This window comes from Streptomyces rimosus, assembly GCF_008704655.1.
GTDB lineage: Bacteria > Actinomycetota > Actinomycetes > Streptomycetales > Streptomycetaceae > Streptomyces > Streptomyces rimosus.
Genome location: NZ_CP023688.1, coordinates 7,322,501 through 7,346,184 on the forward strand (window position 1 = coordinate 7,322,501; position 23,684 = coordinate 7,346,184).

The 23,684-nt window shown below is 71.9% G+C and carries 20 protein-coding genes and 2 rRNA genes (1 of these 22 cut by a window edge); 11 read left to right on the forward strand and 11 right to left on the reverse strand.

Annotated elements, in window-relative coordinates:
- The 4 genes from CP984_RS31975 to CP984_RS41600 form a co-directional block, all read left to right on the forward strand.
- Positions 1-982: ribosomal RNA gene (locus CP984_RS31975) — 23S ribosomal RNA — on the forward strand; it begins 2,142 nt to the left of the window's first position.
- 121 nt (positions 983-1,103) lie between these two features.
- Positions 1,104-1,220, forward strand: a 5S ribosomal RNA gene (gene rrf, locus CP984_RS31980).
- A 206-nt stretch (positions 1,221-1,426) separates the two neighbouring features.
- Entirely contained in the window at positions 1,427-2,656 is a 1,230-nt protein-coding gene (locus CP984_RS41595; protein ID WP_191094852.1) for a hypothetical protein, read from the forward strand.
- Positions 2,584-3,450 carry a tetratricopeptide repeat protein gene (locus tag CP984_RS41600; RefSeq protein ID WP_078605302.1) on the forward strand — a complete coding sequence of 289 codons (867 nt, stop codon included), beginning with the start codon at positions 2,584-2,586 and terminating at the stop codon, positions 3,448-3,450. The genes CP984_RS41595 and CP984_RS41600 overlap by 73 nt, the downstream gene beginning before the upstream one ends.
- 97 nt (positions 3,451-3,547) lie before the next feature.
- Here CP984_RS41600 and CP984_RS31990 read toward each other — a convergent pair whose 3' ends face one another.
- The 5 genes from CP984_RS31990 to CP984_RS32010 form a co-directional block, all read right to left on the reverse strand.
- A complete protein-coding gene (locus CP984_RS31990) occupies positions 3,548-5,371 on the reverse strand; it encodes an IucA/IucC family protein (protein WP_003984803.1) in 1,824 nt (607 codons plus the stop codon).
- Complete coding sequence (locus CP984_RS31995; RefSeq protein WP_003984802.1) at positions 5,365-5,937, reverse strand: GNAT family N-acetyltransferase; 573 nt, start codon at positions 5,935-5,937, stop codon at positions 5,365-5,367. The genes CP984_RS31990 and CP984_RS31995 overlap by 7 nt, the downstream gene beginning before the upstream one ends.
- The gene (locus tag CP984_RS32000; RefSeq protein ID WP_003984801.1) at positions 5,934-7,256 is read right to left on the reverse strand and encodes a lysine N(6)-hydroxylase/L-ornithine N(5)-oxygenase family protein; all 1,323 of its coding nucleotides are present in this window, start codon (positions 7,254-7,256) and stop codon (positions 5,934-5,936) included. Before CP984_RS32000 ends, CP984_RS31995 begins: the two co-directional genes overlap by 4 nt.
- A gap of 86 nt (positions 7,257-7,342) precedes the next feature.
- Positions 7,343-8,929, reverse strand: a complete 1,587-nt coding sequence (locus tag CP984_RS32005; RefSeq protein ID WP_003984800.1) for a pyridoxal phosphate-dependent decarboxylase family protein — start codon at positions 8,927-8,929, stop codon at positions 7,343-7,345.
- Positions 8,930-9,157: 228 nt separating this feature from the next.
- Positions 9,158-10,417 (reverse strand): DUF1015 family protein, encoded by a 1,260-nt coding sequence (locus tag CP984_RS32010; RefSeq protein WP_003984799.1) that lies wholly within the window; start codon positions 10,415-10,417, stop codon positions 9,158-9,160.
- 142 nt (positions 10,418-10,559) lie between these two features.
- Between CP984_RS32010 and CP984_RS32015 the strand changes: the two genes are divergently transcribed.
- Positions 10,560-11,594, forward strand: coding sequence for an HAD-IIA family hydrolase (locus CP984_RS32015; protein WP_003984798.1), 1,035 nt, complete (start codon positions 10,560-10,562; stop codon positions 11,592-11,594).
- 138 nt (positions 11,595-11,732) lie between these two features.
- Here the strand turns inward: CP984_RS32015 and CP984_RS32020 are convergent, their stop codons facing one another.
- On the reverse strand, positions 11,733-12,623 hold the full coding sequence (locus tag CP984_RS32020; RefSeq protein ID WP_003984797.1) for a siderophore-interacting protein: 891 nt from the start codon (positions 12,621-12,623) through the stop codon (positions 11,733-11,735).
- Between the two features lie 94 nt (positions 12,624-12,717).
- Positions 12,718-13,743 carry an ABC transporter substrate-binding protein gene (locus tag CP984_RS32025; protein WP_003984796.1) on the reverse strand — a complete coding sequence of 342 codons (1,026 nt, stop codon included), beginning with the start codon at positions 13,741-13,743 and terminating at the stop codon, positions 12,718-12,720.
- Between the two features lie 185 nt (positions 13,744-13,928).
- Here CP984_RS32025 and CP984_RS32030 point away from each other — a divergent pair, with 185 nt between their 5' ends.
- From CP984_RS32030 to CP984_RS32040, 3 genes are all read left to right on the forward strand, one after another.
- Positions 13,929-14,972 carry a FecCD family ABC transporter permease gene (locus CP984_RS32030; protein ID WP_003984795.1) on the forward strand — a complete coding sequence of 348 codons (1,044 nt, stop codon included), beginning with the start codon at positions 13,929-13,931 and terminating at the stop codon, positions 14,970-14,972.
- Positions 14,969-16,081 carry a FecCD family ABC transporter permease gene (locus CP984_RS32035; protein ID WP_003984794.1) on the forward strand — a complete coding sequence of 371 codons (1,113 nt, stop codon included), beginning with the start codon at positions 14,969-14,971 and terminating at the stop codon, positions 16,079-16,081. Before CP984_RS32030 ends, CP984_RS32035 begins: the two co-directional genes overlap by 4 nt.
- 82 nt (positions 16,082-16,163) lie before the next feature.
- Positions 16,164-16,979: an ABC transporter ATP-binding protein gene (locus CP984_RS32040; RefSeq protein WP_003984793.1), complete on the forward strand. Its 816-nt coding sequence runs from the start codon at positions 16,164-16,166 to the stop codon at positions 16,977-16,979.
- 43 nt (positions 16,980-17,022) lie between these two features.
- Here CP984_RS32040 and CP984_RS32045 read toward each other — a convergent pair whose 3' ends face one another.
- Positions 17,023-17,370: a hypothetical protein gene (locus tag CP984_RS32045; RefSeq protein WP_003984792.1), complete on the reverse strand. Its 348-nt coding sequence runs from the start codon at positions 17,368-17,370 to the stop codon at positions 17,023-17,025.
- A 76-nt stretch (positions 17,371-17,446) separates the two neighbouring features.
- Between CP984_RS32045 and CP984_RS42845 the strand changes: the two genes are divergently transcribed.
- The 3 genes from CP984_RS42845 (at position 17,447) to CP984_RS32060 (ending at position 19,666) form a co-directional block, all read left to right on the forward strand.
- Positions 17,447-17,857 carry a hypothetical protein gene (locus CP984_RS42845; RefSeq protein ID WP_003984791.1) on the forward strand — a complete coding sequence of 137 codons (411 nt, stop codon included), beginning with the start codon at positions 17,447-17,449 and terminating at the stop codon, positions 17,855-17,857.
- Positions 17,858-17,864: 7 nt separating this feature from the next.
- The gene (locus tag CP984_RS32055) at positions 17,865-18,680 is read left to right on the forward strand and encodes a TlyA family RNA methyltransferase (protein ID WP_003984790.1); all 816 of its coding nucleotides are present in this window, start codon (positions 17,865-17,867) and stop codon (positions 18,678-18,680) included.
- Positions 18,681-18,793: 113 nt separating this feature from the next.
- Positions 18,794-19,666: an NAD kinase gene (locus CP984_RS32060; RefSeq protein WP_030653435.1), complete on the forward strand. Its 873-nt coding sequence runs from the start codon at positions 18,794-18,796 to the stop codon at positions 19,664-19,666.
- On the opposite strand, the gene CP984_RS32065 is transcribed toward CP984_RS32060, so the two are convergent.
- The 3 genes from CP984_RS32065 to CP984_RS32075 all read right to left on the reverse strand — a co-directional run bounded on the left by CP984_RS32065 (position 19,602) and on the right by CP984_RS32075 (position 23,562).
- Positions 19,602-20,489: a CPBP family glutamic-type intramembrane protease gene (locus CP984_RS32065; protein ID WP_003984788.1), complete on the reverse strand. Its 888-nt coding sequence runs from the start codon at positions 20,487-20,489 to the stop codon at positions 19,602-19,604. The genes CP984_RS32060 and CP984_RS32065 overlap by 65 nt on opposite strands.
- Positions 20,486-21,910, reverse strand: coding sequence for a S41 family peptidase (locus CP984_RS32070; RefSeq protein ID WP_003984787.1), 1,425 nt, complete (start codon positions 21,908-21,910; stop codon positions 20,486-20,488). Before CP984_RS32070 ends, CP984_RS32065 begins: the two co-directional genes overlap by 4 nt.
- A gap of 194 nt (positions 21,911-22,104) precedes the next feature.
- The gene (locus tag CP984_RS32075) at positions 22,105-23,562 is read right to left on the reverse strand and encodes an ABC transporter permease (protein WP_003984786.1); all 1,458 of its coding nucleotides are present in this window, start codon (positions 23,560-23,562) and stop codon (positions 22,105-22,107) included.
- Between the last annotated feature and the right edge of the window lie 122 nt (positions 23,563-23,684).

A 23,684-nucleotide genomic window follows, 5' to 3' on the forward strand; every position in this document is an offset into this window, starting at 1 on the left:
AACCATCCTAAGGTAGCGAAATTCCTTGTCGGGTAAGTTCCGACCTGCACGAATGGCGTAACGACTTCTCGACTGTCTCAACCATAGGCCCGGTGAAATTGCACTACGAGTAAAGATGCTCGTTTCGCGCAGCAGGACGGAAAGACCCCGGGACCTTTACTATAGCTTGATATTGGTGTTTGGTTCGGCTTGTGTAGGATAGGTGGGAGACTGTGAAGCCGTGACGCCAGTCATGGTGGAGTCGTTGTTGAAATACCACTCTGGTCGTGCTGGATGTCTAACCTGGGTCCGTGATCCGGATCAGGGACAGTGTCTGGTGGGTAGTTTAACTGGGGCGGTTGCCTCCTAAAGGGTAACGGAGGCGCCCAAAGGTTCCCTCAGCCTGGTTGGCAATCAGGTGTTGAGTGTAAGTGCACAAGGGAGCTTGACTGTGAGACTGACGGGTCGAGCAGGTACGAAAGTAGGGACTAGTGATCCGGCGGTGGCTTGTGGAAGCGCCGTCGCTCAACGGATAAAAGGTACCCCGGGGATAACAGGCTGATCTTCCCCAAGAGTCCATATCGACGGGATGGTTTGGCACCTCGATGTCGGCTCGTCGCATCCTGGGGCTGGAGTCGGTCCCAAGGGTTGGGCTGTTCGCCCATTAAAGCGGTACGCGAGCTGGGTTTAGAACGTCGTGAGACAGTTCGGTCCCTATCCGCTGTGCGCGTAGGAGTCTTGAGAAGGGCTGTCCCTAGTACGAGAGGACCGGGACGGACGAACCTCTGGTGTGCCAGTTGTTCTGCCAAGGGCATGGCTGGTTGGCTACGTTCGGAAAGGATAACCGCTGAAAGCATCTAAGCGGGAAGCCTGCTTCGAGATGAGGGCTCCCTCCCACTTGATGGGGTAAGGCTCCCAGTAGACGACTGGGTTGATAGGCCAGATATGGAAGCACCGTAAGGTGTGGAGTTGACTGGTACTAATAGGCCGAGGGCTTGTCCTCAGTTGCTCGCGTCCACTGTGTGGTTCCCGGGTTGCGAACAGTCGCAGCGTCGGTGAACCAAGTTCCACTGATTGATTTATTCAATTGAAAAGTGTGCTTGTTCGCTAGAACCCGATAGGGTTTCGGTGGTCATAGCGTTAGGGAAACGCCCGGTTACATTCCGAACCCGGAAGCTAAGCCTTTCCGCGCCGATGGTACTGCAGGGGGGACCCTGTGGGAGAGTAGGACGCCGCCGAACAATCTTTGGAGGACCCTCGGTCCCAGCGTTCACGCTGGGACCGAGGGTCCTTTTTTGTTTGGCCGAAGCGCGCCGAAGTGGTCGGTGCGCGAGAATGTTTGCAGTACCGAAGACAGGAGTCACGTCGATGTCCCCCAACTCTTCCGACGATCGTTCGGAGCGCCGGCCTCAGCGGCGCGACGGCGGTGACCGTGGCGGCTTCCGGCGTGACGACCGCGGCCCGCGCCGGGACGACCGTGGCGGCCGATCCTTCGGTGGTGGCTTCGGCGGCGGGCGCCGTGACGACCGCCGCGATGACCGTGGCGGTTTCCGCCGTGACGACGATCGCGGCCCGCGCCGTGACGACCGCCGAGATGACCGTGGCGGTTTCCGCCGTGACGATGATCGCGGCCCGCGCCGTGACGACCGCCGTGACGACCGTGGCGGTTTCCGCCGCGACGACAGGCGTGACGACCGCCCGCGCGGTCCGCGCCGCGACGACGACCGCGGCGGCTTCCCGCGCGACGACCGCGCTCCGCGCCGCGAGGGCGACCGCGGTGGCTTCCGCCGTGACGACCGTCCCGGTTTCTCCCGCGACGACCGTGCCCCCCGCGGCCCGCGCCGCGATGACGACCGTGGCGGCTTCCGGCGCGACGACCGCCGTGACGATCGCGGCGGCTTCCGCCGTGACGACGACCGTGGCCCGCGCCGCGACGACCGGCGTGACGACCGCCCGCGTGGTCCGCGCCGCGACGACGACCGCGGCAGCTTCCGTCGCGATGACGACCGTGGCCCGCGCCGTGACGACCGCCGGGACGACCGCGGCGGCTTCCGCCGCGACGACCGCGCCCCCCGCCGTGACGACCGTCGCGATGACGACCGCGGCGGCTTCCGGCGCGATGACCGCCGTGACGGTGACCGCGGTGGCTTCCGTAGGGACGACGACCGTGGCGGCTCTTTCCGCCGTGACGACCGCGCACCGCGCCGTGACGACCGCCGAGATGACCGTGGCGGTTTCCGCCGCGACGACCGCCGCGACGACCGCCCGCGCGGTCCGCGCCGCGACGACGACCGCGGCGGCTTCCCCCGCGACGACCGCGCTCCCCGCCGCGAGGGCGACCGCGGTGGCTTCCGCCGGGACGACCGCGGCCCCCGTCGCGACGACGACCGCGGTGGCTTCCGGCGTGATGACCGCCGAGACGGTGACCGCGGCGGTGACCGCGGTGGCTTCCGTCGCGACGACCGCGGCCCCCGCCGCGACGACCGTCGAGACGACCGCGGCGCCCGCCGCCCGTACGGCGCCGGCCGCGGCCGTGACGACCGCGGCGGCTACCGCGACGACCGTCGGGACGACCGCCGTGACGACCGGCGTGACCGCGAGCCGATCAAGCGGCTGCCGATCCCGGAGGACGTCACCGGCGAGGAGGTCGACAAGGACGTACGGCAGGAGCTGCTGAGCCTGCCGAAGACGCTCGCCGACGATGTTGCCCGGAACCTGGTCATGGTGGCCAGGCTGCTCGACGAGGACCCGGAGCAGGCGTACGGCTACTCCCGGGTGGCGCTGCGGCTGGCGTCGCGTGTCCCCTCCGTGCGTGAGGCGGCCGGCTTCGCCGCGTACGCCGTCGCGAAGTACGGCGAGGCGCTGGCCGAGTTCCGGGCGGCGCGGCGGATGACCGGCAGTGTGGAGCTGTGGCCCGTGATGGCCGACTGCGAGCGCGGCCTCGGCCGGCCCGAGAAGGCGCTGGCGATGGCCGGTGAGCCCGAGGTGCAGAAGCTGGACCGTGCGGGCCAGGTCGAAATGCGGCTGGTCGCGGCCGGTGCCCGCCAGGACATGGGCCAGAGCGACGCGGCCGTCGTGACGCTGCAGAGCCCCGAGCTGGCGTCGAACTCCGTACAGCCGTGGACCGCCCGGCTGCGCTACGCGTACGCCGACGCGCTGCTGCAGGTCGGCCGCGAGGACGAGGCGCGCGAGTGGTTCGCCAAGGCGCTGGAGGCCGACCAGGGCGGCACCACGAACGCCTCGGACCGGCTCGCGGAGCTGGACGGCGTGGAGTTCACGGACGTCCTGGAAGACGCGGACGAGGACGAGGACACGGACGCGGACGAGCGCAAGGACGAGGACGAGCGCAAGGACGCGGACGAGCGCAAGGACGAGGCCGTGACCGAGGCCCCGGCCGCGACGGACGCCGCTCCCTCCGACGACGCGCCGCGCGAGGACACCCCGCGCGACAGCCGTCCCGAGCAGAGCTGACGCCACAGCCCGGCTGACGCCACATGACTGAAGGGCGGGACCCCACCGGGGTCCCGCCCTTCAGTCGTACACGGCCTGCGTCATGCAGGGGCGCAGGTCACGCCTTCCTGCCCGGCGCGAACCGGGCGATCGGGTTCTCCAGCGTGCCGATCAGCTGGAGGGCGCCCGCCGGGTCCTGGAGGTCCACCATCTCCTTGTTGTTCCGCAGCTGGAGGCGGTTCAGGCAGGAGAGGGCGAACTCGTCGGCGAACATGTCGTACTGCCGGAACTTCTCCGCGAGCTGCGGGTTGGCCTCCTGGTAGGCGGTCACGCAGTCGGCGACCGTACGCCAGAAGGTGTCCTCGTCCAGCACGTCGTTCGTGACGAGGATGCCGCTCAGGAAGCGGAAGAAGCAGTCGAAGACGTCCGTGAAGAGGGAGAGGAGCTTCTTGTCCTCGGGGACGTCGGCGCGGATGCGCTCGACGGCCGGCGGCAGCACCGCGTCCGGGTCCATCACCGCGATCTCCTCGGCGATGTCCTTGAAGATCGCGCGCTGTACGGTGCCGTCCTCGATGACGAGGATGACGTTCTCGCCGTGCGGCATGAAGACCAGGTCGTAGGCGTAGAACGCGTGCAGGACGGGCGTGAGGTAGGCGTCCACGTAGCGGCGCAGCCAGTCCGCCGGCTCCAGGCCGGACTCCTCGATGAGGGCCGCGGCCAGTGAACCGCCCTCGGGGTCGGTGTGCAGCAGGGAGGCCATGGTGGCGACCCGCTGGCCCGGTTCGAGGGTGGGCACCGGGCTCTCGCGCCACAGGGCGGCGAGCATCTTCAGGTACGGGGAGCCCTTGGCGGTGGCGGCCTCGTACTGGCGGTGGTGGTAGCCGATGGCGGCGCGCTCGCGGATGATCGAGAAGCGGGCGGCGCGGAAGGTCTCGTCGCGCTCGATCAGGTCCGCCAGCCAGTCGTTGATGGCGGGGGTGGCTTCCATGTACGCGGCGGACAGGCCGCGCATGAAGCCCATGTTGAGGACCGACAGCGCGGTCTTGACGTAGTGCTTGGCCGGGTCGCTGGTGTTGAAGAAGGTACGGATGGACTGCTGCGCCAGGTAGGCGTCGTCACCGGGGCCCAGGCAGACCAGGTGCTGCTGGGCGACCTCGGCGGCGAAGGTGACGGAGAGCTTGTTCCACCACTGCCACGGGTGGACGGGGATCAGGCGGTAGTCGGCCAGGTCCAGGCCGAGGTCGCGCAGGGTCGCGGCGAACCGGTCCAGGGTCGGACCGCCCAGCTCCTCCTTGATCAACCCGTCGTAGTCCAGGCCCTCGCCCGCGGTGAACGTGGCGCGGTCGCGGCGCGCGGCCAGCCAGATCAGCTGGACGGGGTTCGCGGCCTCGGGCGCGTAGGAGTGGTATTCGTGCACGCCGAAGCCGAGGCGGCCGTTGTTGGCGACGAAGCAGGGGTGGCCCTCGGACATCCCCGTCTCGATCGTCTGGAAGTCGGCCTTCGCCAGCTCGGCGGCGGACGCGGGCCCGGCGGCCAGCTTGTACGCCGTACCGGAGAGGGTGGAGCTGATCTCCTCCAGATACACCGGGAGGATGTCGTCGCCGAGGGCGAGCGTGCGGCGCAGTTCGAGGAAGAAGTCCAGCGCGTCCAGGGGGACATCGGCGCCGTCGCGGCGGCGGGTGATGGCGTCGGCGTCGATGTGCCAGTGGTCCAGGCTCAGCCGGCGGGCGGTGAAGCGGTACTCCACGCGGTCGTCGTCGCTGCGTACGACGTAGTGGCCGTCCTCGGGCAGCCGCTGCGGCGTCAGCAGGCGCTCGTGCGCGAATTCGGCGAGGGCCTTGCGGACGAGGAGGCGGTTGGCGCGCGCCCACAGTTCGGGGGTGAGGTGGCGGACGGCGTCGCACGCCGCGGTGCCGGAGGGGTCCGCGGTGGGGTTCAACATGGGTTTTCTCCTCGGGCGGCCAGGAACTGGCCGCGGGTGCAGGTGCTCAGGTACGCCTCGCCCTTGGGCAGCGTGACGGTGCGGACGATCTCGAAGCCGACGGCCTTGTTGAGGGCGTGCACCGCGGTGTTCTGGACGGCGGGTTCGACGACGACGCGCTGGTTGCCGGGCTCGGCGAACAGCATGTCCATGACGGTGGTGATCACGGCGAGGGTGAAGCCGTGCACCGGGGTGTCGGTCGGCGCGGTCAGGAAGTGCATGCCGACGTCGCCGGGCGCGGCCTCGTGGACCTCGGTCACCTCGCGGTGCGCCGGGTCATAGCGCTCCATGAGGAACGCCGGGACGCCGTTGTGCAGGCCGAGGAAGGCGTCGTGGTACGGGTCGGCGTCGATGCGCGCGAACTCCTTCTCCACGGCCGCGAGGTCCGCGTCCTGCATCATCCAGTAGACGGCTTTGGGGTGGGTGACCCAGCCGTGCAGCAGTTCCGCGTCGCCGGCCGGGTCGACCGGGCGCAGCGCGAACTCGCCGAGCGAGGCGTGAGTGCGGGTGAAGACGGGCGCGGTCATACGGGGGAGACCTCCACGGGGTGGTGCGGTCCGGCCGGGGCGGCGAACTCCTGGAAGGCGATGGACTTCTCGACCGGGTAGTACTCGCGGCCGAGCAGCTCGCGGATGATGCAGGAGTTGCGGTACGCGGCCATGCCCAGGTCCGGGGTGACGAAGCCGTGGGTGTGCAGTTCGGCGTTCTGCACGAAGATGTCGCGGCCCGCGGTGTCGATGCTGTAGTTGCGGTTCACCGCGTAGCGGCCGGCGTCGTCCCAGGCGATGCGGTCCGTCAGCGGCGCGAGGAACTCCGGTGTGGCGTAGCGGTATCCGGTGGCCAGCACCAGGCCCTGGGTGGCGAGGGTGAAGTCCTGGCCCTGCTCCTCCTGGCGCAGCCGGAGGGTGTACGTGCCGGAGGCCGCGTCGTAACCGGCGCCGTCGAGCGCGGTGTTGGTCAGCAGCCGGGTGGGGCAGGGGCCGTGCAGGTTCTTCTGGTAGAGCAGGTCGAAGATCTCGTTGATCAGCTCGGAGTCGATGCCCTTGTAGAGGTTCTTGTGCGAGGCGTTGAGCCGGTCGCGGGTGGCCGCGGGCAGCGAGTGGAAGTAGTCCACGTATTCCGGAGAGGTCATCTCCAGCGTGAGCTTGGTGTATTCGAGGGGGAAGAACCGCGGGGAGCGGGTGGCCCAGGTCAGGTGGTAGCCGTGGCTGTCGATGTCCTGGAGGAGGTCGTGGTAGATCTCCGCGGCGCTCTGGCCGCTGCCGACGATGGTGATGGAGTCCTTGGCCTGGAGGGCGGCCTTGTTGTCCAGGTAGTCGGCGTTGTGCAGGAAGTCGCCGCCCAGGCCCTGGCAGGACTCCGGGATGTGCGGCGGGGTGCCGGTGCCGAGGACGAGTTTGCGGGCGCGGTAGGTCTTCTTCTCCCCGCTGGGCAGGTGGTCGGCGTGCACGACGTAGACCTGCTCGGACTCGTCGTACTCGACGGTGGTGACCTGGTGGCCGAAGCGTACGGTGTCCAGCTTGGCGGCGGCCCAGCGGCAGTAGTCGTTGTACTCGGCGCGCAGCGGATAGAAGCTCTCGCGGATGTAGAAGGAGTACATCCGGCCCGATTCCTTCAGGTAGTTCAGGAACGAGAACGGCGAGGTCGGGTCGGCGAGGGTGACCAGGTCGGCCATGAACGGCACCTGGAGGGTGCTGGTCTCCAGCATCATGCCGGGGTGCCAGTCGAAGGACGGTTTGTTGTCCAGGAACAGGCCGTCGAGCTCGTCGATGGGCTCGGTCAGACAGGCGAGGCCGAGGTTGAAGGGCCCGAGGCCGATGGCGAGGAAATCGAGAGGGGCGGACACGTGGGGTCTCCGTTTGCGGGGTGTCGGTCGGCCGCGGGGCCGTCGGCCCGTCGGGGACGGGGCCGCGGGGCCGGTCGGCGGGACGGTCAGCTCGCGGCGCTGAGGGCCGGTACGGGGCGCTCGGCGAGGTAGCTGCCGGCGTGCTCGGCGATCAGGTCGAGGACCGTGGCGATGTCGGCCAGCGTGGTCTCGGGGTTGAGCAGGGTGAACTTCAGGTAGTGGCGGCCGTCCACGACGGTGCCCGCGACGATGGCGTCGCCGGAGGCGAACAGCGCTTCCCTGGCGTGCAGGTTGACCTCGTCGCTCAGCACCGGGTCCCGGTCGTCGGGGTACGGCAGGTAGCGGAAGACCAGGGTGCTCAGCTGCGGCTCGACCACGACCTCGAAGCGCGGGTCGTCGTCGAGGAGCTTCCAGGCGTCGGCGGCGCGGTCGATGACCTCGTCGAAGAGCTCGCCGATGCCGTCGGCACCCATGGTGCGCAGCGTCAGCCACAGTTTGAGCGCGTCGAAACGCCGGGTGGTCTGGATCGATTTGTCGACCTGGTTGGGGATGCGCCGCTCGGCCATCCGCGCCGGGTTGAGGTAGTCCGCGTGGTACGTGACGTGCCGCAGGGTGGCGTGGTCGCGGACGAGCACGGCGCTGGAGCTGACCGGCTGGAAGAAGGACTTGTGGTAGTCGACCGTCACCGAGTCGGCGCGCTCGATGCCGTCCAGGAGGGCGCGGCGGCGGGAGACCAGCAGGCCGCAGCCGTACGCGGCGTCCACGTGCAGCCAGGTCCCGTACTGCGTGCACAGGTCGGCGATCTCGGGCAGCGGGTCGATGCTGCCGAAGTCGGTGGTGCCCGCGGTGGCGACGACCGCCATCGGGATCAGGCCCTCGGCCGCGCAGCGCGCCAGCTCGTCGGCGAGCGCGTCGGCCCGCATCCGCTTGTCCGGGCCGCAGGGCACCGCGATCACGGCTTCCGCGCCGAGGCCGAGCAGGGTGGCCGCCTTCTCGATGCTGAAGTGGCCGACCTGGGAGGCGAGGATGCGCAGGCGGGGCAGGATGTCGGTACGGCGTACCGGAGTTGTGGCGCCTTGCGGGTCGGTGTCCGGATCGTTCTCGCGGGCGAGGGCCGTGCGGCACGCCTCGTCGCGGGCCAGCAGCATGGCCTGGAGGTTGGACTGCGTACCGCCGCTGGTGAAGATGCCGTCGGCGCGCTCGCCGAGGCCGATGCGGCGGGCGGTCCAGTCGATCAGGCGGCGCTCGATGAGGGTGGCGCCGGCGCTCTGGTCCCAGGTGTCCAGCGAGGAGTTGACCGCGGAGAGCACCGCCTCGCCGACCAGGGCGGGGATGACGACCGGGCAGTTGAGGTGCGCGAGGTAGCGCGGGTGGTGGAAGTAGACGGCGTCGCGGAGGTAGACCTCTTCGAGTTCGTCCAGTGCGGCGGCGGGGTCGTGCAGTGGCTGTTCGAGGTCGATCCCGGCCACGGTGGGGGTCAGGCCGTCGACCGTGACGCCGGTGAAGGGGCGTTCGGTACGGGATATTTTGTCGGCTATGCGGTCGACGCCGTCGGCGACGGAGCGGCGGTAGCGCTCGGCGGTGCTGTTGTTGAACAGCTGGGACCGGCTGTCCGGCGTCCCGGTACCTGCGGCGGGTGACGGGTCCTCGGCGGAGCGCGCGAGGGGGCTCATGAACGTGTCCTCCCTGATGCGGACTAGCTCACGTGGGGGGATGCGCATGGAACGCCCGCGCCTGGGCAGGAGACCCGTCGGCACAGGGGGAACGGCTCCATCCGCTTACGTGATGTGAGGTAAGCCTAACCTAACTTGTGTGGCGCCAGGGAAAGGGGTGCCGAGACGCCGGCGCGGGACACGCGCGCCGGGCCGTCATCGGGGCATCAGGGGCCGTACGGCCGTGAATCAGGCTTCTTCGTCCAGGACGCGCAGCACCAGGCCGGTGGCCGGCTTGGGACCGAACGACGTCGACTTGCGCGGCATCGTCACGCCCTTGAGCGCGAGTTGACGCACCGTTTGCTCCAGGACCGGGCGCAGCAGGACGGCCGTACCGCCGTGCTTCGCCGCCTGCTCGACGGCGTCCCCGGCACGGTGCAGATAGCTGATCTCGGACGGGTGGTCGCGCACCCGCCACACCTCGTCCAGCAGGACCGAGTGCAGCACGGTGGCGTCCAGCTCGCGCCACGCCTCGGGGCGGTCGCGGCGGATCGTACGGTCGAGCAGGTCCGGATCGGGCCGGTCCAGCAGACAGAACCGCTCCGGGCCCGAGGCCAGCAGGAAAGCGCTGCCGGGCGTCTCCTCCAGTTCCGCCAGCGCCGCATCGAGCGGGCCGTCCACCGGCCGGGCGCGGAACGCGCCGCCCAGCCCGGCCAGCGCGACGTCCAGCGGCAGGTGCGGCAGGACGCGGTGGATGGCCCGGACCTGGAGCGGGTGGCGGGCGGAGTCCACGAGCAGCACCAGGCCGCTCGCCCAGGGACTGGCCGCGCCGTTGCCGGGGTGCTCCTGGCGCAGCCGCTGGTAGGTGGCCCAGCGGTGGTGCCCGTCGGCGATCAGGGCGTGCCGCAGGGCCAGGTCCCCGTTGACGGTGGCCAGCTCGCCGGGGTCGGTCACCGCCCACAGCCGGTGGGAGAAGCCGTCCTCGGTGGTGGTGGCGAGCAGCGGGGTGGTCAGGACGGTACGTTCGATGACGCCGGTGGCGCCGTTGCCGGTGCCCTGGCCGACGTAGGAGAGCAGCAGCGGCTCGAAGTTGGCGGCGGCCTCGCGCATCAGGGCGGCACGGTCCTCGACGACCTCGGGGATCACGTCCTCGTGCGGCAGGACCGGCCCGTCCAGTTCGAGGGCGCCGATCAGGCCGCGCTGGAGGAGGCCGCCCTTGCTCTGCTCGTATACGTAGAGCGCGGGCCGGTCGTCCGTGGCCAGGACGCCCTGCGCGCGCCAGCGGCGCAGTGTCTCGGCGGCCTGGAGGTGCCGGGTGGCGGGGTCGGGTGCCTGCGGGAGGATGAGCCGCACGATGTTGTAGGGGTCGGCGGTTTCCAGGTGGCGCACGCCGTCCGGCCGTACGACGACGTCGTACGGCGGCGAGGTGACGGCCGTGAGGCTGCTGACGCGGTCCGTGGCGTAGCGCAGTCCGCGGAAGGGGTGGAGGCGAAGGCCGTCGGTGGTCATTGGGGAATGCTATGCCGCCTTTCCGAGTGCGGGATGATCGGGGGGAAACCCTTGTCCTGCTGGATATATCGGTATGTGGGGTTCCGCTTCGCGTACCGCTGTTACCCACTTCTGTACCTGTGTGAATAGGGAGCGAAACGGCATGAGCGAGCGGGTGCTGCGCGAGCGGCCCGGCCAGTGCGAGCGGGCACTGCGCGAGGCGTACGACACGGCGCTGCTGGACCTGGACGGAGTCGTGTACGCCGGCGGCTCGGCGATCGAGCACGCCGTGGCGTCGCTCGGCACGGCCCGCGACGCCGGGATGCATCTGGCGTATGTGACCAACAACGCGTCCCGGACGCCGGACGCGGTCGCCGACCAGCTCACCGGGTTCGGGCTGCCGACCGCGCCGACGGATGTGATCACCTCGGCGCAGGCGGTCGCCCGGCTGATCGCCGGGCAGGTGCCCGAGGGCGCGCGGGTGCTGGCGATCGGCGGCGAGGGGCTGCGGGTGGCGCTGCGCGAGCGCGGCCTGGTGCCGGTGGAGTCAGCGGACGACGGCCCGGCGGCGGTGGTGCAGGGCTTCGACCCGAAGCTGAACTGGGAGCGGCTGGCGGAGGCCGCCTACGCCGTACAGCGCGGCGTGCCCTGGTTCGCCTCCAACACCGACCTGACCATCCCCAAGGAGCGCGGGATCGCGCCGGGCAACGGGGCGCTGGTGGAGGTCGTACGGACCGCCACCGGTGGCGGCAGGCCCCAGGTGGCGGGCAAGCCGGAGACGCCGATGCACCGGGAGACGGTGCTGCGTACCGGCGCGAAGCGGCCGCTGGTGGTGGGCGACCGGCTCGATACGGATATCGAGGGCGCCTACAACGGCGGCGTGGACTCGCTGCTGGTGCTGACCGGCGTGACCACCGCCGCCGAGCTGCTGGCCGCGCCGCCGCAGCACCGCCCGACGTACGTGGACGCGGATCTGCGCGGCGTGCTCGGCCCGCAGCCGGAGGTTTCCGGGGATGCGGACAGCGGTTTCCGGTGCGGCGGCTGGACGGCGTCCGTACGCGACGACGTACTGGCGCTGGACGGCGAGGGCGCTGCGCTGGACGGTCTGCGGGCGCTGTGCGGCGCGGCCTGGACGTCGGCGGGCGACGGCAGCTGTGGCGCGGACGCGGGCAAGGCGCTGGCGCGGCTCGGGCTGTGAAGCGCGCGCGGCACGGCTGACGCGTAAAGACGGGAGGGGCCCCGCTCGTTGGGTGAGCGGGGCCCCTCCCTGTGGTGCGGTACGGACCGTCGTACGCGCACGGTATGGAGGCCGGGCCTGGTCGTGGCCCGGACCGGTTCAGTCCTCGTCGGTGGCGGCCGCCGTGCCCGCGACGTACTCCGCGAGCAGGTCCTCCTCGCTGGCGCCGCGCCGCCAGTAGCCGGTGAACTTCACGGCCCGGCGGTCGAAGGCGCGCTCCCGCACGAGGTGCCGGCGCAGCAGCTTCACATTGCCCGCCTCGCCCGCGATCCAGGCGTACGGCGTGCCCTCGGGCAGCTCGGCGGCGCGCACCGCTTCGAGGAGGGCGTCCGTGCCGTCCGCCGGACGCTCGTCGGCGACGAGCCAGGTGATGTCGGCGTCCGCGAAGGTGGGCAGGTCCTGGCGGTCGGCCGCGTGGGCGACGGACAGGAAGACCTTGGCCTGGGTGCCGGGGGAGAGCCAGGCCAGGATACCGGCCACCGCGGGCAGCGCCGTCTCGTCGCCGGTCAGCAGGATCCAGTCGGTGCCGGGCGGCGGGCGGAAGTCGACACCGCCGTTGTCCTCGACGGCCGGGCCGAGGATCGAGACGCGGTCACCCGGTACGGCCGCCGCCGCCCAGCGGGAGGCCGGGCCGCCGGCCGCGCCGCCCGGGGCGTCCGCGCCGTGCAGCGCGAAGTCCACGTCGACCTCGGCCGGTTCGTGGCGCTGCTCGCGGATCGTGTACGAGCGCATCAGGGGCCGCTCGGCGGGGTCCTGGGCGCGCCAGGCCGGGTACCAGTTCTCGCCCTGGTCGGCGAAGACCGGCTCGGACTGGTGGGCCTGCGGGAGGAACAGTTTGAACCGCTGGTCGCGGCCGCCGGAGGCCAGTTCGCCGAGCCGTTCGCCGCCGAAGGTGATCCGGACCATGGAGGGCCCGAGCCGGCGGGTGCGCACGACGTGCACGTCGAAGAAGCGGAACGGGGTGGTGGCGGGTGCGGCGGTCGTGGTCATGCGGAGGAACCTCCCGGAACCGTGACTCGGTGACTGGCGGTGGGGGCGGGCGCTCGGCCGGGCCGGCCGGTGCGGCGGCCGGCCCGGCGTCGCGTCAGGCGACCTTCTTGGCGTTCTGGATGGCCTTGGTGAGCTCTTCCATCAGCGGGGCGGCGCCCGCGTAGGAGAAGCGCGGCTCGCTGGACCAGCCGGTGACCTGGCCGGCCTTGACGGCGGGCAGTTTGTTCCAGGCGGGCTTGGCGGCCAGGTCCTTGGGCTGGAGGGCCGAGGTGCGGTTGTCCAGCATCAGCACGTCGGCCGGGTACTTGTCGGCGTTCTCCCAGCTCAGGTTCTCGAAGTAGCCGCCCTTGTCCAGGTTGTCCGGAACGATGATGTCCACGCCGAGCGACTTGTAGTACATGATGTCGGAGTTGATGCCCGGGTTGGAGGCGTAGAACAGGTCGGCGCTGCCGGAGCAGGCGAGCACCCGGACCGGGTTGGACTTGGCGGCCTTGCGCAGCTCGGCCGCGGCCTTCTCGAAGCGGGCCTTGGCGTCGGTGACCTTCTTGGCCTTCAGATCGGCGCCGAGGGACTGCGCCAGCTCGGCGTACCGCTCGATGATCTTCACCAGCGGGACCCGGGCCGAGGTGATGGCCACCTGCTCGGCCAGCTTGGTGATCTTGTCCTTGCTCTGTTCCGGCACGAACCACAGGGCGCCCGGCTCGTACATGTTGGTGATCAGCAGATCGGGGTTGAGGGCGGCGTACTTCTCGACCGCGAACTGGTTGTACGCGTTGCCGATGATGGTGACCCGGTCCACGTCGATGTCCCCGGCCTGCGGGTCCGGCTTGCCGTTCTTGAGCTTGGTCGGGCCGAAGACGCCGACGACCTGCTTGTCGATGCCGAAGTCGTACAGGGCGGCGGCGGTGCCGGTGAAGGCGACGATGCGCTGCGGCGTGTGGTCGAGGGAGACCTTCTTCTTGCGGTCGTCGGTGAAGGACCAGGCACCGCCCTTGACGTCGCCCTTGGAGCCCGAGTCCTTCCCGCCTCCGCAGGCGGCCAGCAGGGCGCCGATGCCGACGGCGCCACCCGCGGCGAGGACGCCGCGGCGGGTGAGGGATACGCTTCGGGAGGTGCTCATGGCTGCAGTGCTTCTCTCTGGGCTGGGCCTCGGCACGGCCGGCAAGGCTTGACGGGACTTCAGCCGGTCGTTCACGGTCTTCAGTACGGTTTCGGCCGGACATCGGGACGTACGGCAAAGGGCCGGTAAAAGGCCCTGCAGAACGACTTGATGTCTGATCGTGAGGGTAGGCTAACCTAACTCCCGTGTTGGTTGACAGTCCCCCCGAAGCAGCAAACGCCCCCGCGGCACCGCGACGGCGGCAGATCACTCGCTCGGCGGGGCTCGTCGCCGCCGTCGGCGCGCTCGCCGTCGTCACCGTCCTGGGCATCGCCGTGGGCGCGAAACAGGTGCCCCTCGACCAGGTGTGGCACGCCCTCTTCCACTACACGGGCAACGACACCGACGTGGTCGTACGGGACGTCCGCCTGCCGCGCACCCTCCTCGGCCTGCTGGCCGGCGCCGCCCTGGGCCTCGCCGGCACCGTGATGCAGGCGCTCACCCGCAACCCGCTCGCCGACCCCGGCGTCCTCGGCATCAACGCGGGCGCCTCGGCGGCCGTCGTCTCCGCCATCAGCTTCCTGGGGGTCACCTCACTGACCGGGTACGTCTGGTTCGCCTTCCTCGGCGCCGCGGTCGTCTCGGTCGCCGTGTACGTCCTCGGCGGCACCCGCAGCGCCACACCCGTACGGCTCGCGCTGGCCGGAACCGCCCTGTCCGCCGCGCTGATCGGCTACATCAACGCCGTCAACATCATGGACACCGCGGCGCTGGACAAGATGCGCTTCTGGACGGTCGGCTCGCTGGCCTCCGCCACCATGACCACGGTGCAGGAGGTCGCGCCCTTCCTCGCGGCCGGCGCGGTCATCGCGCTCGCCGTCGGGCGGCCCCTGAACGCCATTGCGCTCGGCGACGACCAGGCCCGGGCGCTCGGCGCGCGGCTGACCCGCACCCGGGCGCTGGCCATGATCGCCGTCACCCTGCTGTGCGGCGGCGCGACCGCCGCCTGCGGCCCGATCGTCTACGTCGGCCTGATGGTCCCGCACATCGTCCGCGCCGTCACCGGACCCGACCTGCGCTGGATCCTGCCGTACTCCGCGGTGCTCTCGCCGGTCCTGCTGCTCGGCGCGGACGTCCTGGGGCGCGTCGTGGCCCGGCCGGGGGAGATCCAGGTCGGCATCGTGACGGCCGTCATCGGCGGCCCGGTCTTCATCTATCTCGTACGGCGTCGGAGGATGGCCCAGCTGTGAGTTCCACCGTCAAGACCGACACCGACACCGGCGCGGCATCCGGCACGGCCGGCGCGGCGGCCGCGCGGACCGGCGGGTCCCTGCGGGCGGTGCGCACCGCCGGGGGCCTGTCCGTGCGCCTGGACCTGCGTACCCTCCTCGTCACGGTGCTGCTGGCCGTGGTGGCGCTGGCCGCGAGCGTGCTGCTGATCGGCACCGGCGACTTCCCGATGAGCCCCGGTGACGTCCTCGCCACCCTCACCGGCTCCGGCACCACCGCCCAGGAGTTCATCGTCAACGACCTGCGGCTGCCGCGGGTCCTGGTCGGGCTGCTGGTCGGCGCAGCGTTCGGCGTGGCCGGCGCGGTCTTCCAGGCGGTCTCCCGCAACCCGCTGGGCAGCCCCGACGTCCTCGGCTTCTCCCAGGGCTCCACGGTCGGCGCGCTGCTGATCATCGTCTTCTTCCAGGGCGGCGCCGCCGCCATCGCGGCCGGCTCGGTCGTCGGCGGCGTCGTCACCGGACTGGTGATCTTCCTGCTGGCCTGGAAGGGCGGCATCCACGGCTACCGCTTCGTGCTCGTCGGCATCGGCGCCGCCGCGATGCTCTACGCGATCGTCCTCTACCTGATGACCAAGGCGAACATCGTCGAGGCGTCCCAGGCCACCACATGGATGGTCGGCACGCTCAGCGGCCGGGACTGGAGCCAGGTGTGGCCGCTGGCTCTGGTGTGCGCCGTGCTGATCCCGCTGGCCCTGGTGTACGGGCGGCCGCTGCGCATGCTGGAGATGGGCGACGACGCCGCGTACGCGCTGGGCGTCCCGGTCCAGCGGGTACGCATGGTGCTGCTGGTGGCGGCCGTGGTGCTGGTCGCCGCCTCGACCGCGGCGGCCGGGCCGATCGCCTTCCTCGCCCTGACCGCGCCGCAGCTCGCGCGCCGCCTGACCCGCGCGCCCGGCCCCAACCTGCTGCCCGCCGCCCTCATGGGCGCCGCCCTCCTGGTGAGCGCCGACTGGATCTCGCAGCAGGTCTTCGGCGCCGACCAGCTGCCGGTCGGCGTGCTGACCGGCGTTCTCGGCGGCTGCTACCTGCTGTGGCTGCTGGCCTCCGAGCGCAAGGCGGGCCGGATATGAGCCGTACCGTCACCGGCCACCGCGCGCCGCCCGGCGCGCCGCACCGGGCCCCCACGACGCAGACCCGACAAGGAGCAACGCAGTGAGCCGTCTCACGGCCGAGAACGTGACCCTCGCCTACGACCAGCGGGTCATCGCCGAGGACCTCTCGGTGGCCATACCGGACCAGTCCTTCACGGTGATCGTCGGGCCGAACGCCTGCGGCAAGTCCACGCTGCTGCGCGCGCTGTCGCGGATGCTCAAGCCGGCCGCCGGCTCGGTGCTGCTGGACGGCGCGGCCATCTCCTCGCTCCCCGCCAAGAAGGTCGCCCGTACGCTCGGGCTGCTGCCGCAGTCCTCCATCGCGCCTGACGGGATCACCGTCGCCGACCTGGTGGCCCGCGGCCGCTACCCGCACCAGGGGCTGCTGCGCCAGTGGTCGGGCGAGGACGAGCGGATCGTACGGGAGTCGATGGACGCGACCGGCGTCGGCGAGCTGGCCGAGCGCTACGTGGACGAACTCTCCGGCGGCCAGCGGCAGCGCGTGTGGATCGCCATGGCGCTCGCCCAGCAGACGCCGCTGCTGCTCCTGGACGAGCCCACCACATACCTGGACATCCAGCACCAGATCGAGGTGCTGGACCTGTGCGCCGAACTGCACGAGGAGCAGGGCCGCACGCTCGTCGCCGTCCTGCACGACCTCAACCACGCCGCGCGCTACGCCACCCACCTGATTGCGATGCGCGGCGGCGAGATCGTCGCCGAGGGGGCGCCGCAGGATGTCGTCACCGCCGACCTCGTCGAGCGGGTCTTCGGCCTGAAGTGCCAGGTCATCGACGACCCGGAGACGGGCACCCCGCTGGTGGTCCCGGCGGCGCGCAAAGCGCGCGCGAAGGAGACGGCCGCGGCGGCGTCCTGAGTCCGCGGCGGGCCCGGCCGCCGTGCAACGGCCGGGCCCGTCGTCACAGCAGCGCCCGCAGGCGCAGCAGGTCGCGGAAGCCCGCCTCCAGCTTGACCCGGCCGCTGCCCCACGCCTTGGCGAAGTGCAGCTCGCCGTCGACCAGGGCCACCAGGTCGTCGCCGCGCATCGACAGGCGGATCTGGGCCCGGCCGGGCGGTGGCCCGTGGACGCTGGTGACGTCCTGGAGGGCGCCGTTGGCCAGCCGTCCGACGAAGGTCACGTCCAGGTCGGTGATCCGGCAGCTCAGCGACCGGTCGAGCGCGGCGGCACCGCGCACGTCGCCGTCGGCGGTGGAAAGGTTCTGTGCGAGCCGGCCGAGGGCGGCGCGGCACTCTTCGAGGGTTGCCATCGCGATCGACGATACGCCGCCGCGGGGCGGGCGTCCGGTGGCCCGGAGGACGGCCGGTTCGAGGTAGCGTCAAGGCATGGAAGAGCCGAGAGAGCCGGTGGCGGGCGCGGTGCCGGACGGTACGGATGCCGGCCGTACGGAACCGGGAGTTCCGGAAGCGGGTGCTCCGGATGCGGGCGGGCCGGGCACGGCCGGGCCGGAGCCGGACGGATCGGAGCCGGACCGGCAGGTGCCGGACGCGCCCGCCGCACCGCAGCCGCTCGGCGTCGCCGTCACGCCCACCGGGAACGCCGACGTGGACGCCCAGCTGCGGCGCCTCGCCGACGCCGACCACCTCGCCGCGAGCGGGCACCTGGAGGTGTACGAGGATGTGCACCGGGGACTGCGCGACGCGCTGGCCGCTCTCGACCAGCGCCCCGGGCCCGCCGGCCCGTCCGGCGCGCCCCAGTCCCCGCAGCCGTCCGCAACGTACGACAACAGGAGCTGAACCACAGGTGGCAGGTGTGGCACGACGCCGACTCGACGCGGAGCTGGTGCGCCGCAAGATGGCCCGGTCCCGCGAGCACGCGAGCCAGCTGATCGCCGCGGGGCGGGTGACCGTCGCCGGGGCGACGGCGACCAAGTCCGCCACCCAGGTGGAGACCAGCGCGGCCCTGGTCGTACGCGCCGACGACAGCGACCCCGACTACGTCTCGCGCGGCGGCCACAAGCTGGCCGGGGCGCTCGCCGCGTTCACCCCCCTCGGTCTGGAGGTGGCCGGCCGCCGCGCGCTGGACGCGGGCGCCTCCACCGGCGGCTTCACGGACGTGCTGCTGCGCGCCGGGGCCGGGCACGTCGTCGCAGTGGACGTCGGGTACGGACAGCTCGCCTGGTCGCTGCAGAGCGACGACCGGGTCACCGTCAAGGACCGTACGAACGTCCGCGAAATGACCCTGGAGCAGATCGACGGCGTACCCGTCGATCTCGTCGTCGGCGACCTGTCCTTCATCCCGCTCGGCCTGGTGCTGCCCGCGCTCGTGCGCTGCGCGGCGCCCGACGCCGACCTGGTGCTGATGGTCAAGCCGCAGTTCGAGGTCGGCAAGGAGCGCCTGGGCAGCGGCGGCGTGGTGCGCAGCGCCGAACTGCGGGCCGAGGCGGTGCGCGGCGTCGCGGAGCGGGCCGCCGCGCTGGGCCTGGGCGTGGCCGGGGTGACCGCGAGCCCGTTGCCCGGTCCCTCCGGCAATGTCGAGTACTTTCTGTGGCTGCGCGCCGGGGCGCCTGCACTGGACCCGGCGGACGTCGACCGAGCAGTGGCGGAGGGGCCCCGTTGACCAGTTCTGAAACATCCGGAGCGGCCGGGACGGCCGATACGGCCGGCGCGCGTACCGCGGCGCCGGCACACGGCACCGGCCGGACAGCGGAGGACGGGCAGCGCACCGTCTTCCTGCTCGCGCACACCGGCCGCCCCGCGGCCGTGCGCAGCGCCGAACTCGTCGTCCAGGGGCTGCTGCGCAGCGGCATCGGCGTACGGGTGCTGGCCGAGGAAGCGGCCGACCTGCCGCTGCCGGCGTCCGTGGAACGCGTCGAGTCCGAGCAGTGCGCGGCCGAGGGCTGCGAACTGCTCGTCGTCCTCGGCGGCGACGGCACACTGCTGCGCGGCGCGGACTTCGCCCGCACGTCCGGGGTGCCGATGCTCGGCGTCAACCTCGGCCGGGTCGGCTTCCTCGCGGAGGCCGAACGCGACGACCTGGACAAGGTCGTCGACCGGGTCGTCACCCGCTCCTACGAGGTCGAGGAGCGGATGACCCTCGACGTGCTCGTCCGCAACAACGGCAGCATCGCGCACACCGACTGGGCGCTGAACGAGGCGTCGGTGGAGAAGGCCGCGCGCGAACGGATGCTGGAGGTCGTCACGGAGGTCGACGGGCGGCCCGTCTCGCGCTTCGGCGGCGACGGCGTGGTGTGCGCGACACCGACCGGCTCCACCGCCTACGCCTTCTCGGCGGGGGGTCCGGTGGTCTGGCCCGAGGTCGAGGCGCTGCTGATGGTGCCGATCAGCGCCCACGCGCTGTTCGCCAAGCCGCTGGTCACCTCGCCGGACTCGGTGCTGGCGGTGGAGGTGCAGCCCAAGACGCCGCACGGCGTGCTGTGGTGCGACGGCCGCCGCAGCGTCGAACTCCCCGCCGGCGCCCGCGTCGAGGTCCGCCGCGGCGCGGTCCCCGTACGCCTCGCCCGCCTGCACCACGCTTCCTTCACGGACCGCCTGGTCGCCAAGTTCGCCCTGCCGGTGGCGGGGTGGCGAGGGGCACCGCAGTAGGGGGTTCGTGGGCTTCACGGCTGTTCTTACGGGGCGTGGTCCTGGGTCTTGCGCCCAGGACCACGACCGCGGCCGTGAGCGTCGCCAGCAGGCCGTGGAGCAGCGCGGGCGCGGGCTGGTCCGGGTAGCCGGGGAACAGGGACTGGGCGAGGTTGATCGTGGTGTGCACGACGACCGCGATGAGTACGGCGCCGCCGGCGTTGGCGACCAGCCGGACGATCAGGACCCGCACCGCGACCGATCCGAGCACCTGGCCGGCGATCCACGGGGCCGACCTGCCCGCCTGGACGTATGCGACCAGGTGCCAGGCCGCCCATATCAGCCCGATCACCAGCCCGGCGCCGAGCGCTCCGTAGCGCTCCTGCACGGGCCGCAGGAGATAGCCCGTCCAGCCCGCCTCCTCGGCCAGTGCGGCGAGGAGGTACAGGGCGAGCAGCAGCGGTAGGGACGCGAGCGGGGAGTGCGACCCGCTGGGCGGCTTCCCGGCCAGTGTTATCAGCCCGTAGGTCACGAGGAGCAGGGCCGGGACCAGGAGGACGGCGGTGGCCCACAAGGCGCGACGCGAGGTTCCGGCCCCGGAGACGGCCCGCTTCATCAGCCGCCGCACCCCGGCCCCGCCCTCCTCCCGGAAGGCGAGGATCAGGGCCACCGTGACCGGCAGGACGAACTGGAACGCGCTCACCGGCATGCCCATCGGCAGCGCGCCGGTCCCGTCGACGACAGCCCCGGCCAGCCAGAACGGGACGGAGAAGACGGCTAGCAGCGTGACGAACGCCAGCGGTGATCTGCCGCTCGCCGATCCGCTCGCCGAGGCCCGGGTCATGGCTTCTCCTGGTGGCCGGACAGCAGGGCGCGAGCCCGCGCGAGGGCCGGATCGCGCCGGGACGCCAGGTCCTCGGGTGTGAAGACCGGCGTGCGGACGGTCGGGGGTATGCCCGTGCCGTCGAAGGTGCGGCCGTCGGCGGTCAGGAACTCCTCGTTCGGCAGGGCGAACTTCCAGCCGTTCGGCAGCGTGCGGTCCAGGGTGTCGGAGAAGACGCCTTGGGTGTTCTCGCCGATCCGGGCCGGTGCGGGCGTACGGCCCAGCAGGGACTGGGTGAAGGTCTCGCCCGCGCTGATCGTCAGCGGCCCGGTCAGCAGCGCCAGCGGGCCCGTGTAGCGCGGGCCGTCGTGCGGGCGTATCCGCGCGGGCTCGTCGGGGGTGAACTTCCGCGCGTCAGCTGGGTCGTTGCGGGCGTGTTTGCGATAGGCGAGGTACGGGCGGCCGGTCAGCCGGGCGGCGACGCGCAGCCCGAGCTGGTCCGAACCGCCGCCGTTCAGCCGCAGATCGACGACCAGGCCGCGCAGCGCCTTCGGGCCGGACGTACGGGCCTTGGTGAACACCGCGTCCAGCGCGCGGTCCAGCTCCGCCACATCGCTGTCGTAGTCCTCCCGGTCCGTGTAGCCCTGGAAGGACGTGATGCGCAGATAGCCGAGCCGGTCGGGAAGGTCGGCGTACGAAAGCGCGCCGCCGGCCCACTGCTGTCGGGTGACACCCGGGCCGAGCCCGGCGGCGATCGCCGCGTCCACCTGCTTGAGGAACGCCGGGGTGGGGAGGGCCGTCCCGGGCCGCGAGCCCGCGTACACCCGGCCGGGGCCCGCGGACAGGCGGGTGTGCCCGTCGTGCAGCGGCTCGATCATTTCCCGCAGGATCGCGAAGAGTTCGTCGTCCGTGGTCCGCGCCGTGACACGCGGCCGGTAGCGGTCGCGGACCGCGGCCCAGTCGGTCTTCTTGGCGGCGAAGAACGGATAGTTCTCGGCGTAGGTACGCCAGAAGACGTCGAAGACCGTACGCGGATCCTTCGCCGGGGGCTGGTGGCAGCGGGCGGGCAGCCCGGCGATCCGGTGCAGGGTGCGGTGGCCGACGTTGTCCTGAATGCTCAGACGGGCCTCGTCGCCGCCGCGCGGTACGACCGTGATGCGCGCGCCGTCCGGCACGGCGAAGTCGGCCCGGCCCCCGGCACCCGGCGGGCCCGTACGGACGCCGCGCACGGAGCCGGGGAGGCAGCTGACGGCCGTGGTCTCGTACGTACGCAGCTGACGGCCGTCGATCGTGACGAGGCTGCCGTATCCGTCCGTCCGCCATACGCCCTCCAGGGAGGCCGGAGAGGGCCGCTGGGCCGAGTGGCCCGGCCGGCCCGGCTGGTCCGTGTGCGCCGAGGCGGGAGGCGTGCAGGCGACGGTCAGGGTGGTCAGAGCGGTCACGGTCGCCAGGGCCGCGAGGGTGATCCCTGAGGGCCGCGGGCGGGTGGTGCGGCGGGCGGTCGCCGACGTCGGTCCGGGCTGGTGCGGGTGAGCATGCGGCTGCGGGCGAGAGTGCTGGTGCGTATGCGGGTGTGTGGCCATGATGTGTCCCCCGATGGTGTTTCGTACGGTTCGTCGGCGAGGTGCCGGGCCGGTCAGGCCGCCGCCAGCGTCTCCGTCGCGCGGCGACGCAGGGTCGCGTGGACCGGGAGGCCGGTGGCGAGCAGGGTCAGCAGGAGCACGCCGCCGGATATGCCGAGGACCGTCGTCCAGGGGAGGTACGGCAGGGCGCTTCCGTACGCGGAGCGCAGGAGCGGGGCCAGGGTGCAGAGCGCGATGGCGGTGCCCAGGAGCAGGGCCGTGGCCGCGACGACGGCCGACTCCCAGGCGGCCATGGACCGCAGCCGGAGCGGGTGGGTGCCGATCAGGCGGAGCAGCGCCAGGTCGCGGCGGCGCTCGGTGGTGATCATGGCGAGGGTGTTGGCCGCGGCGATGGCGGCGAAGCCCGCGTAGAGACCGGTGACCGCGTAGTCCATCCAGACCGACGGTGCCGGGCCCGCGGAGCCGGTGCGGTGCAGGGCGGTGGTGTGCATCGCGATCTTCGTCGTGCCGAACGCGACGACCAGCACCAGCGGGACCACGGCGGCGGAGAAGCGGCGGGACTGGGTCGTCACGTTCAGCATGGCCAGTTCGGCGGAGCTGCCGAGGCGGTCCGCCGACCGGGCGACCAGCCAGGCCACCGGGCCGACGATGCGGGGCCCGAGCAGGCCGACGCCGAAGCAGAACAGCAGCAGCACGAGGAACGCACCCTGGCCCGCCTTCTCCGGCTGCCGGGCCAGGACCGAGGAGACGACCACGCCGCCCGCCACCGCGGCCAGCCCCAGCGGCAGCCGCAGCAGCCCCAGCTCGCGCCGGCCCGCCGCGGCCTCCTCCAGGGCGCGCGCGGGACGCAGCCCGGCGAAGCGGCTCGCGGCGAGCACGCCCGCGAGGGCCGAGGTGACCGTCGCCACCGCCAGGCACACGGGCAGCGCCACCCAGCTGAACGTGAAGGCGACGCCGGGCGGGATCAGGCCGTGGTCCGCCATGCCCCCGAACCACCAGCGCGCCAGCACCCCGCCGAGCGCGAACCCGGCCACGGCGGAGGGCACCGCGGCTGCCACGGCCTGCGCCGCGACCGCGCGCCGGATCTGCCACGGCCGGGCGCCGATCGCCCGCAGCATCGCGAATTCGCGGTGCTGCTGGGTGACGGCCGTGCCCATCGTCGAAGCGATCACGAACACCGACAGATAGACCGAGACGATCAGGAAACCGGCGGCCATGACGCCGATCTCGGAGGCGGCCATGGCGCGCCGGGCGGCGGGCGGGACGTCTTCCGCGCCGGTCGCCGCCAGCAGCATGGTCGAGGCGCTGACCACGGTGGCCGCGAACAGGGCCGCGAGCGCCGTGCCGGTGAAGGACGCCCGGTGCCCGCGCAGCGCCGCCCGCGCCAGCCCGCTGGTCGCCCGGCCCTTGGCCGGCGGCCCGTCCGCACCGGCTCCGGCCTTCGCCCCGCCTCCCGTCCCGGCGCGGAACCCCGCCCCCGAACGGGGTCCCGCTGCACTTCCCCCGGACATCTGCACACCCTTCCGATCGTGTTCTCTTTCCAGCGTGACGGGCGGGGAGGGGGCTCCACCATGAGGTATCCACCCGTTCCTGGGGTGGGGTTTTCCGCAGGACGGAGGGCCGTGGCGAGGGG

Coding starts and splice junctions, on each gene's coding strand:
- CP984_RS32020 (WP_003984797.1), bottom strand. CDS start 12,623: ATGACCACGACCGCCGCACCCGCCACCACCCCGTTCCGCTTCTTCGAC.
- CP984_RS32005 (WP_003984800.1), bottom strand. CDS start 8,929: ATGAGCCCCCTCGCGCGCTCCGCCGAGGACCCGTCACCCGCCGCAGGT.
- CP984_RS32015 (WP_003984798.1), top strand. CDS start 10,560: ATGAGCGAGCGGGTGCTGCGCGAGCGGCCCGGCCAGTGCGAGCGGGCA.
- CP984_RS32075 (WP_003984786.1), bottom strand. CDS start 23,562: ATGTCCGGGGGAAGTGCAGCGGGACCCCGTTCGGGGGCGGGGTTCCGC.
- CP984_RS32065 (WP_003984788.1), bottom strand. CDS start 20,489: ATGACCCGGGCCTCGGCGAGCGGATCGGCGAGCGGCAGATCACCGCTG.
- CP984_RS31990 (WP_003984803.1), bottom strand. CDS start 5,371: ATGTTGAACCCCACCGCGGACCCCTCCGGCACCGCGGCGTGCGACGCC.
- CP984_RS32010 (WP_003984799.1), bottom strand. CDS start 10,417: ATGACCACCGACGGCCTTCGCCTCCACCCCTTCCGCGGACTGCGCTAC.
- CP984_RS32045 (WP_003984792.1), bottom strand. CDS start 17,370: ATGGCAACCCTCGAAGAGTGCCGCGCCGCCCTCGGCCGGCTCGCACAG.
- CP984_RS31995 (WP_003984802.1), bottom strand. CDS start 5,937: ATGACCGCGCCCGTCTTCACCCGCACTCACGCCTCGCTCGGCGAGTTC.
- CP984_RS32025 (WP_003984796.1), bottom strand. CDS start 13,743: ATGAGCACCTCCCGAAGCGTATCCCTCACCCGCCGCGGCGTCCTCGCC.
- CP984_RS42845 (WP_003984791.1), top strand. CDS start 17,447: ATGGAAGAGCCGAGAGAGCCGGTGGCGGGCGCGGTGCCGGACGGTACG.